Origin of the sequence: Hydrogenophaga sp. (genome assembly GCF_051007235.1) — a bacterium.
In the GTDB taxonomy this organism is placed as follows: Bacteria; Pseudomonadota; Gammaproteobacteria; order Burkholderiales; family Burkholderiaceae_C; genus Hydrogenophaga.
Genome location: NZ_JBPCSJ010000529.1, coordinates 1 through 9,064 on the forward strand (window position 1 = coordinate 1; position 9,064 = coordinate 9,064).

Genomic DNA, 9,064 nt, shown 5'->3' on the forward strand with positions numbered 1-9,064 from the left:
AACAGTCCGCAGCTCGAACTCTTCCGCAAGAAGGGCATCGAGGTGCTGCTGATGACCGACCGCGTGGACGAGTGGGCGCTGTCCTTCCTGCACGAGTTCGACGGCACGCCGCTGCAGAGCGTGGCCAAGGGCGCGGTGGACCTGGGCGAGCTGCAGGACGAGGAAGAGAAGAAGGCGGCCGAGCAGGCGGCCGAGAGCTTCAAGCCGGTGCTCGACCAGCTCAAGGAGGCCCTCAAGGACAAGGCGCAGGACGTGCGCGTGACCACCCGCCTGGTCGATTCCGCCGCCTGCCTGGTGGTGGGCGAGGGCGAACTCTCCAGCCAGCTCACCCGCATGCTCAAGGCCGCGGGCCAGCAGGCGCCGGACGTCAAGCCGGTGCTGGAGGTCAACGCCGAGCACCCGCTGGTGAAAAAGCTCGACGGTTCGGCCCATTTCGACGACCTGGCCCATATCCTGTTCGACCAGGCCTTGCTGGCCGAAGGCGGCCTGCCGGACGATCCGGCGGCGTATGTGAAACGCGTCAACGCGCTGCTGCTGGCGTGACGTCCTTGGCCGCCGGGCGGCGTGTCCGTCCTGCGGTCGCACCTTGGTGGGGCTGCCGGGTCACAATGTGTCGACCCGCTGTCTGTGTCGCCCAGGAGTCCCCACCATGTCCGCCCACTCCCCGTCTCGTGTGTTCGCCCCCAACCGCTGGGCAGCCTTGGCGCTGGCCGCTGCCCTGTCGGGCTGCTCGTCCATGGGCGTGGGCATCGGCATCCCCATCGGACCGTTCTCCATCGGTGTCGGCGTGGGTTCGGGCGGGGTGAACCTGGGCGTGGGCACCAGCGTCGGCCCGGTCGGTGTGGGCGTCGGGGTCAACCAGGATGGCAAGGTCGGCGTGGGTGCCGGCGTGGGCGTGAGCGCGCCGATCGGCAACAGCGACGCGCGCATCGGGGTCGGCGTGGGCACCAGCACCACCGTCTACGACCCCAACGAGAAAAAATAAGAGCGCGCAGGCGCGGCGGGCCGCTGCTCACCGACGGGTGTTCCGGTGCTGCGCCGGCCAGGGGCCGCCACCCCGGGGGTCCGGTTGTGACTAAACTCACGCTCAGGGACTACATTCAGGGGCTGGCCGACAAGGCCCCACGCCGACTGCTCATCCACCGTGCAATTCCAGCGCCCCTTCGATCCCGTCGTCACCTTCCGCAACAGCCAGGGCGAAGCCGCGCGCGGCACGCTGACCAGCCTGCAGCGCCGGTCGCTGGTGATGGAGGTCTACAACCCCTACTCCATCGTCCAGGTCAGCGAGGTGCTCAGCGACCTGAGCATCCGATCGGGCGATCGCAGCATCTACAAGGGCAAGGCGGTGGTGGTCAGCCTGCTCAACACCGGCCTGATGGCGGTGGTCTCGCTGACGCTGATCGACGAGTGGAACGACCTGGGGGTGATCGACCACAGCTCGCGCAGCGTGTCCGAAGCGGTGGGGCGTTTCGTCCAGGAATGGGAATCCCGCCCGCGCATCAGCGAGGCCTACCAGGTGGTGGTGAACGACCTGCGCGCCTACTTCGCCGAGGTCACGCGCTGGCTGGACCAGGCCGACATCACCGCCGGTCTGCCGCGCGATGTGCACGGCCGCGTGCGCGACGAGGTGTTCTACGAGATCGCCCGGCCGCTCATGGCGACGGTGAGAGAGTATCTGTTGCGTTTCGAAGCCGAGGCTGCCAAGGTACCGCCCGAACTGGAGCCGGCCCACCGGGCCTTCGCACAGGCGGCCATCCACCCGCTGGTGCTGCGCGCGCCCTTCGTGTACCGCACCTTCGCCAAGCCGCTGGGCTATGCGGGCGATTACCAGATGGTCAACCAGATCCTGGGCGACCCGCGCGAAGGGCCCAGCACCTACTTCGAGCTGGTGAACTTCATCTTCCTGCAGTCCAGCGTGTCGCAGGCGCACCGCAACCGGGTCGACATCCTGCTCGAACGTCTGCAGACCCTGGCGGCCCAGGCGCGCACGCAGGGCCGTCCGCTGCGCGTGCTCAACGTCGGTTGCGGACCGGCGGGCGAGCTGCAGCGCCTGTCGGCGTTCGACCAGCCGCTGGACCACCTGGACGTGACGCTGATGGACTTCAGCGATGAAACCCTGCTCTACACCAGCCAGCGCCTGATCGAGGTGGCCAACGCCGCCGGGCGCACGCCGCTGCAGGTGACGCTGCGCCACGAGTCGGTGCACCAGCTGCTCAAGCGCAGCTCGCGCGAGCAGGATGTGCCGCTGGAAGAGCAGTACGACTACATCTACTGCGCCGGCCTGTTCGACTACCTGGCCGACAAGGCCTGCGCGCGCCTGATCGCCTACTTCGACCGCCACTTGCGGCCCGGCGGCACGGTGCTGGTCACGAACGTGCACCAGTGCAACCCGGAGCGGTTCTGGATGGAGCACTTCATGGAGTGGTACCTGATCTACCGCGATGAAAAGGGCCTGGCGCAGCTGTTCCCGTCCACGCTGCCCGGGGTCAAGACCTACACCGATGCGACCGGCGTGAATCTGTTCGCCGAAGCGGTCAAGCCCCTGTGATGCCGCGGCATGAGCACTGAGCCGACCACCAGCCCGTTGCAGGTCTCATACGCAGAGACCATGCACCAGCATCTGGTGTACTACAGCCGCATCACCTGCGTGCTGGCCATGGCGCTGATCGGTGGCGGCGTGGGGTTGGACCTCGCGTTCTACCCGGAGCACGCCTTGCCGTTTGGCATGGCCCGGTTGCTGGTGGTCGCGCTCATCGGGCTGGCCTTGTGGAGTTACCAGCGCCCCTGGGGGCTGCGCCACGTGCGTGGCCTCACGTACTTCTGGATCGCGCTGCCGCAAGTGATGATCGCGTGGATGATTTTTGCCACCGACGGCGAAGCGTCCATCTATTTCGTGGGGCTCACGCTGGCCGTGTCGGGCATCAGCATCTTTCTGCCGCTGACCTTGCGCGAGGCCCTGGCCTTCAGCGTGTTCACCATGGCGGCCTACATCGCGGCCTGTGTGCTGCGCCCGGCGGGTGTGCAGCAGTGGCCCGTGCTGATCGGGCAGTCGATCTTCATTCTGTTCTTTTCCATCATTGCCTTCACGGTGTCGGTGTACGGTGAGCGTCAGCGCCGCCAGACCTATGTCCTGCAGACCGAGGTGCAGCGCCAGAAGGACGAACTGCTGGCGCAGAACAAGGCGCTGGCCGAGATCAAGGGCCAGCTGCTGCAGCGCGAAAAAATGGCGGCGCTGGGCACGCTATCGGCCGGCCTGCTGCACGAGCTGAACAACCCGGTGAACTACAGCCTCATGGCCATCAACATGGCGCAACAGCTGCCGCCGGCCAGGACCGACGAGCTGCTGGCCGAGAGCCTGACCGATGCCAAGGAGGGCATGTCGCGCGTGCAGGCCATCGTTTCTGACCTCAAGACCTTTGCCTACCAGAAGCCGGGCGACAACAGCCTGCGCCCCTTTTTGCTGGAGCAGGCCATCCGCTCGGCGCTGCGCCTGGCGGGGCACGAACTCAAGGGTGTGCAGGTGGCGGTGGAGCAGCCACAGGACACGCACGTGCTGGGCGACGAGCCCGCCATCATCGGTGTGCTCATCAACCTGTTCAGCAACGCCGCGCTGGCGCTGCAGCGCGCGGGGCGCGAGCAGCCGCGCATCGATGTGCGGGTGACCGAGTCGGGCGACCGGCTGCGGGTGGCCGTGCGCGACAACGGGCAGGGCATCCAGCCAGAGCACATCGGCCGCGTGTTCGAACCCTTTTTCACCACGCGCGACGTGGGCGCCGGTCTGGGCCTGGGGCTGAGCGTGAGCTACGGCATCGTGCAGCGCCACGGCGGCGTGCTGGCGGTGGAGAGCACACCCGGCGCCTGGACCGAATTCACCTTCGACCTGCCGAGGCCCGCATGAAGCCCGAGATGCCCGTCACCCTGGTCCCGCCCTGCACCGACGCTGCGCACGGCGCGGCACGTGCCGTGCTGCTGGTGGACGACGAGCCGCAGGCCCGCAAATGGTTTGCGCGCGTGTACGGCGACGAATTCGTGGTGCTGCAGGCGGCCGACGCCCGGGCGGCGCTGGATCTGCTGGAGCTGCGTGCCCCCGAGGTGGCGGTGCTGCTGAGCGACCACCGCATGCCGGGTGAGGACGGCGTGCAACTGCTGACCCAGGTGCGTGAGCGCCACCCGCACATCGTGCGGCTGCTGTTCACCGCGTACGCCGACAAGGACATGGCGCTGGCCGCGGTCAACCAGGGGCAGGTGCAGCGCATCCTGGAAAAACCGCTGGACGAGGCGCTGATGCGCGCGGCCTTGCGCGACGCCCTGGCCGAGAGCCTGCGCGCTGCGCGCGATCGCCTGCTGCTGGAGCGCCGCGCCGCGGCCCTGCGCGAGACCCTGGGTTTTCTGGCGCACGAGGTGAGCACGCCACTGGCCACGGTGCGCGGCTACCTCACGGCCATGCGCGAGCGGCACGAGGCCGCCCCGCCCGACGACCCCGCGCTGGCCTACCTGGCGCAGCGCCGCCCGGGCGAGGTGCTGCACCTGATCGAGGCCGCGCAGCGCCGCGCCGACTACGCGCAGTCGCTGGTGTCCACCTTCGTGCAGTCGGCCCGCGACGCGTGGCAGCCCGACGCCAGCGTGCGGCTGCGCGCCAGCGAACTGGTGGGCGCCCTGCGCGACGACTACCCGTTTGAAGCCGATGAGGCGCCCTGGTTGCGCTGGGAGCTGGCCGCCGACTTCCATTTGCCGGGTCGGCGCGACCTGCTGTATCTGGTGTTGTGCACCCTGTTGAAAAACGCGCTGCTCGCGTTGCGCCAGCAGACCCCTTCCGCGCCCTGCGTGCGCGTGGTGCTCGATTGCGCGGCGGCGCTGCCCGGCCTGCCGCCGCAGCCGAGCATCGCCGTCATCGACAACGGCCCCGGCATCGCCCCCGAGCTGCTGGCCCGCCTCACCCGCGAGCCGGTGACCACGCGCGCCGCGGCGGGTGGCAACGGCATGGGCCTGCTGTTTGGCCACCGCGTGATGAGTTCGCTCGGCGGCGCGCTGGTGGTCAGCTCCACACCCGGACAGGGCACTACGGTGCGCCTGCATTTCCCGTTGGAAGACGCCTGAGACCCGCTGGGTGCAGGTGAACACATGAAAAGGAGCGGCCCATGAAGCCCGACAAGATTCTGTTTGTGGACGACGAGGCCATGGCGCTGAAGTACTTCGAGCGCCTGGTCGGTCCGCTGGCACCGGTGATCACCGCACCGTCGGTCGAGGAGGGCAAGGCCATCCTGCGCGCACGCGGTGCCGAGATCGCGGTGCTGGTGAGCGACCAGCGCATGCCCGGCGAACGCGGCAACGAACTGCTGCGCCACGCGCGTGAGCACCACCCGCACATCGTGCGGATGCTGACCACCGCCTACTCCGAGCTGGGCGAGGCGATCGAGGCGATCAACAGCGGCGAGATCTTCCGCTACATCAACAAACCCTGGGAGCTCGACAGCCTGCGCGCCGACCTGAAGCAGGCGCTGGAGCTGGCCGAGCTGCGCAACGAGCGCAACGAACTGCTGCGCGACAAGCTGCTGGCGCAGCAAAGCCAGCTGCTGTCCAACCGCCTGGGCACGTTGCTGATGCTGGGGGCGGCGCTGCTGGCCGATGCCAAGGCCCACGAGCCGGCGGTCTACCAGTTCGCCCAGGCCGCGCTGCTGTGCCGACCGGTCGACCCCGAAGTGGACTGGCACCGCTGGGAACACGCCGACCTGCTGCAGGCCGAGGCGCAGCGGGGCGCAGCCATCGCCATGCACCTGCGCCGCTGGCTGCAGGACCTGGGGCCGCGCGTGGACGGCGATGCCGCGCTGACGGTGCTGGCCAAGGTGGTGGGGGGTGAATTGCGCGAGGGCGCGGTGTGGGTGCGCGAAACCGCGCCCTTGACCGCGCTGCTGACGGCGCCGGCCGGCGCCGCCGTGACGCACGGCCAGTGCGCCTGGCTGGCCTGGCTGCTGTGGCAGGGCGGCGCTGCGCAGCTGAGCGTGGACGCTGGCGGCTTCAGCATCCGCCCGGTGGCCGCCGTCATGCTCAGCGGCGACTGGCTGGCCGCGGTGATGGAGCGTTTCCGCCCCACCACCACCTGACGGGATCAGGCCAGCGAGATCGTCACGTCGATGTTGCCGCGCGTGGCGTTCGAGTACGGGCAGACCTGGTGGGCGGTGTCCACCAGGACCTGGGCCTGGGCGCGGTCCATGCCGGGCAGGTGCACCGTCAGGCGCGCGGCGATGCCGTAGGCCTGGCCGACCGGGCCCAGGTCCACCTCGGCGTCCACCGCCACGTCGGCGGGCACGGCCAGCTTCATCTTGCCGGCCACCGCCTTGATGGCGCCAATGAAGCAGGCCGAATAACCGGCCGCGAACAGCTGCTCGGGGTTGGTGCCGTTGCCGGGTGCGCCGGGCGGGGTGTGCGTCACGGCCAGGCGGCCGTCGTCGGACTTGGAGGCGCCGTCGCGGCCACCGGTGGTGTGGGTGCGGGCGGTGTAGAGGACTTTGTCGAGGGAGGCCATGGTGGTTCCTTAGGGTGGGTGCTTCGTCGAAGCGGGGTGAAAAGGGGATCAGGCGGTCAGGCGGTCGCGCAGGGCCTGCACCTGGCGGGTGAGCGCCAGGGCCTCGCTCACGTCGCACTGCGAGGCTTGCAGCACGCAACCGGGGATGCGCCGGGCGCGGGTCTTGAGTGCGCGGCCGGCGGCCGTGAGGCGGATCAGCACGCGGCGTTCGTCGGCCGCATCTCGCAGGCGGGACAACAGGCCGGCGCCCTCCAGGCGCTTGAGCAGCGGCGTCAGCGTGCCGGAGTCCAGGCTCAGCCGTTCGCCCAGCTCGGACACGGTCAGGCCGTCGCGTTCCCACAGCACCAGCAGCGCCAGGTATTGGGGGTAGGTCAGGCCCAGTTCGTCGAGCAGCGGCTTGTACAGCTTGGTCATGGCCAGCGAGGCCGAATACAGCGCGAAGCACAGCTGGTTGTCCAGCAGCAGGGCCTGTTCGGACAGTGTGGCGGGGGTGTTGCGTGTGACCATGGGCTGAACTGTAGAGATCAATTCAATTGTGTGCAATTGAATTGCCAAAAACCTTTAAGAGGGTGTGGTCATGCCGGAGCGAGATGTCTGATCCAGGGCACCGCGGAACCGGCTTTGCCGGGCCGCCAGTGCCGCCCCCTGGGGGGTGACGGGCGAAGCCCGGCGCGGGGGGGGGGTCAACCCACCAGTGGCGGGTTCTGCATCTCTTCGATCTGCTCGACCAGCATGTCCACCTGGCCCTGCCAGTAGTCGCGGCTGCCGAACCAGGGAAAGTTGATCGGGAAGGCCGGGTCGTCCCAGCGCCGTGCGATCCAGGCGCTGTAGTGCACCAGGCGCAAGGTGCGCAGCGGCTCGATCAGCGCCAGCTCGCGGCGGTCGAAGTCGCGCACCTGTTCGTACCCGTCGAGCAGGGCGCCCAGTTGCTGGTTCTGCTGGCGCCGGTCGCCCGACAGCAGCATCCACAGGTCCTGCACCGCGGGGCCCATCCGGGCGTCGTCCAGGTCCACGAAATGCGGGCCGGCGCCAGGGTGCCCGTCGGGCGTCCAGAGGATGTTGCCGGGGTGGCAGTCGCCGTGCAGGCGCAGGCGGCGGATGCCATCGGTTTCGGGCGACCCCGCCGCGCGCAGCACCGGGTGCGTTTCGATCAGCGACAGCGCTTCGGTCAGCGCGGCTTGCCAGGCGCTTTGCACCTCGGGCGCCACCATGCGGTGGTCGAGCAGCCAGTCGCGCGGTTCGTGGGCGAAGCCGGCCGCGTCCAGCACGGGCCGCGCTTCAAACGGGCGCGCTGCGCCCACGGTGTGCAGGCGGCCCAGGAAGCGGCCGATCCATTCCAGCACCTCGAAATCGTCCAGCTCGGGCCGGCGGCCACCCCGGCGCGGGCTGACGGCAAAGGCAAAACCATCGAAGTGGTGCAGCGTCTGCCCGTTCACCACCAGCGGTGGCACGGCGGGCACCTCGGCGGCCACCAGGTCGGCGGCGAAGGCGTGTTCTTCGGCGATCTGCGCGTCGCTCCAGCGGTCCGGCCGGTAGAACTTGGCCACCACCTGGCCGTGGCCCTCGAAGGGGTTATCGAGGTGCGCCTGGTAGACGCGGTTTTCAAAACTGTTGAGCGCCGACAGCCGCCCGTCGCCCCACAGGCCGATGCTGGCCAGCGCGTCCTGCACCACATCGGGCGTGAGGCGGGCAAAAGGGTGGGCTTGCGGCTGGGCCGCGGGGGCGTCGGGCGTCTCGTTCATGGCGCGATTGTGACCCCCACGCCGTGCCAGAATCGGCGCATGACGCGCTCCCGACGCGCCCGCATCCACCTCATCCGCCGGGGTCTGCTCTATTCGCTGGGGCTGTGCCTGCTGATCCTGCTGATCGGGGGCATCGGCTTCTGGTGGCTGGAGCCGGGCATTCACACTTTGCAGGACGGCCTCTGGCTGGCCTTCACCACCGCCGCCACCGTGGGTTATGGCGACCTGGTGCCGCGCACCAGCGTGGGCCGTGCTTTTTCGGTGCTGGTCGTGCTGCTGGGGCTTGCGGTGCTGTCTCTGGTGACGGCGTCGCTGGCCGCCCTGTTCGTGGAGCAGGAGGTGGAGCAGGAAGAGCGACAGATTGAACGTGAACTGATGCGCGAACTGCACGCCCTGCGGCGCCAGGTGAGCGCCTTGCAAGACCGGCTGGACCGCGCCCACGGCGCCAACCCGCCCCCACAGGAACCCCAGTGAAACCCCAGAAAACCCTGCAGGAACAGCTGCCCGAACTGCGCGAAGGCCAGTCGGTGGAACTGCTCAAGGAACTGCACATCCTCACCCGCGAGGGCAAGCTCAACCAGGACACCCGGCGCAAGCTCAAACAGGTCTACCACCTGGTGCAGTTCATCGAGCCCCTGCTGGCCGAGGTGCTGAAAGACCGCGGGGACGTGACCCTGGCCGACCACGGCGCTGGCAAGTCCTACCTCGGCTTCATCCTGTACGACCTGTTCTTCAAGAGCAAAGCGGTCGGGCACGTGTACGGCGTGGAGTCGCGCGCCGAACTGGTGGAGAAGTCGCG

At 68.9% G+C, this 9,064-nt stretch carries 9 protein-coding genes and 2 pseudogenes; 8 read left to right on the forward strand and 3 right to left on the reverse strand.

Annotation, left to right across the window (positions count from 1 at the left end; genetic code table 11):
• The 6 genes and pseudogenes from ACR2JA_RS18775 to ACR2JA_RS18800 all read left to right on the forward strand — a co-directional run.
• A pseudogene (locus ACR2JA_RS18775) lies at positions 1–543 on the forward strand (molecular chaperone HtpG); the annotation flags it as partial.
• 106 nt (positions 544–649) lie between these two features.
• Positions 650–973, forward strand: a pseudogene (locus ACR2JA_RS18780) (hypothetical protein); the annotation flags it as partial.
• Between the two features lie 171 nt (positions 974–1,144).
• Positions 1,145–2,548 carry an SAM-dependent methyltransferase gene (locus ACR2JA_RS18785; RefSeq protein ID WP_434010588.1) on the forward strand — a complete coding sequence of 468 codons (1,404 nt, stop codon included), beginning with the start codon at positions 1,145–1,147 and terminating at the stop codon, positions 2,546–2,548.
• Between the two features lie 60 nt (positions 2,549–2,608).
• Entirely contained in the window at positions 2,609–3,898 is a 1,290-nt protein-coding gene (locus ACR2JA_RS18790) for a sensor histidine kinase (protein ID WP_434010589.1), read from the forward strand.
• A gap of 8 nt (positions 3,899–3,906) precedes the next feature.
• Positions 3,907–5,097, forward strand: a complete 1,191-nt coding sequence (locus ACR2JA_RS18795) for a response regulator (RefSeq protein WP_434010590.1) — start codon at positions 3,907–3,909, stop codon at positions 5,095–5,097.
• 41 nt (positions 5,098–5,138) lie between these two features.
• Positions 5,139–6,101 (forward strand): response regulator, encoded by a 963-nt coding sequence (locus ACR2JA_RS18800; RefSeq protein WP_434010591.1) that lies wholly within the window; start codon positions 5,139–5,141, stop codon positions 6,099–6,101.
• Positions 6,102–6,106: 5 nt separating this feature from the next.
• On the opposite strand, the gene ACR2JA_RS18805 is transcribed toward ACR2JA_RS18800, so the two are convergent.
• From ACR2JA_RS18805 to ACR2JA_RS18815, 3 genes are all read right to left on the reverse strand, one after another.
• Positions 6,107–6,523, reverse strand: coding sequence for an organic hydroperoxide resistance protein (locus ACR2JA_RS18805; protein ID WP_434010592.1), 417 nt, complete (start codon positions 6,521–6,523; stop codon positions 6,107–6,109).
• Between the two features lie 48 nt (positions 6,524–6,571).
• Positions 6,572–7,030, reverse strand: coding sequence for a MarR family winged helix-turn-helix transcriptional regulator (locus ACR2JA_RS18810; protein ID WP_434010593.1), 459 nt, complete (start codon positions 7,028–7,030; stop codon positions 6,572–6,574).
• A gap of 176 nt (positions 7,031–7,206) precedes the next feature.
• Positions 7,207–8,265, reverse strand: coding sequence for a serine/threonine protein kinase (locus ACR2JA_RS18815; RefSeq protein WP_434010594.1), 1,059 nt, complete (start codon positions 8,263–8,265; stop codon positions 7,207–7,209).
• Between the two features lie 39 nt (positions 8,266–8,304).
• Between ACR2JA_RS18815 and ACR2JA_RS18820 the strand changes: the two genes are divergently transcribed.
• Positions 8,305–8,739, forward strand: a complete 435-nt coding sequence (locus tag ACR2JA_RS18820) for a potassium channel family protein (protein ID WP_434010595.1) — start codon at positions 8,305–8,307, stop codon at positions 8,737–8,739.
• A partial coding sequence (locus ACR2JA_RS18825) for a class I SAM-dependent methyltransferase (RefSeq protein ID WP_434010596.1) occupies positions 8,736–9,064 on the forward strand: 329 nt, incomplete at its 3' end. The genes ACR2JA_RS18820 and ACR2JA_RS18825, both read left to right, overlap by 4 nt.

Bases quoted from the DNA above. Each gene is read 5' to 3' on its own strand.
- ACR2JA_RS18790 (WP_434010589.1), top strand. From the start codon at position 2,609: ATGCACCAGCATCTGGTGTACTACAGCCGCATCACCTGCGTGCTGGCC.
- ACR2JA_RS18795 (WP_434010590.1), top strand. From the start codon at position 3,907: ATGCCCGTCACCCTGGTCCCGCCCTGCACCGACGCTGCGCACGGCGCG.
- ACR2JA_RS18800 (WP_434010591.1), top strand. From the start codon at position 5,139: ATGAAGCCCGACAAGATTCTGTTTGTGGACGACGAGGCCATGGCGCTG.
- ACR2JA_RS18805 (WP_434010592.1), bottom strand. From the start codon at position 6,523: ATGGCCTCCCTCGACAAAGTCCTCTACACCGCCCGCACCCACACCACC.
- ACR2JA_RS18810 (WP_434010593.1), bottom strand. From the start codon at position 7,030: ATGGTCACACGCAACACCCCCGCCACACTGTCCGAACAGGCCCTGCTG.
- ACR2JA_RS18815 (WP_434010594.1), bottom strand. From the start codon at position 8,265: ATGAACGAGACGCCCGACGCCCCCGCGGCCCAGCCGCAAGCCCACCCT.
- ACR2JA_RS18820 (WP_434010595.1), top strand. From the start codon at position 8,305: ATGACGCGCTCCCGACGCGCCCGCATCCACCTCATCCGCCGGGGTCTG.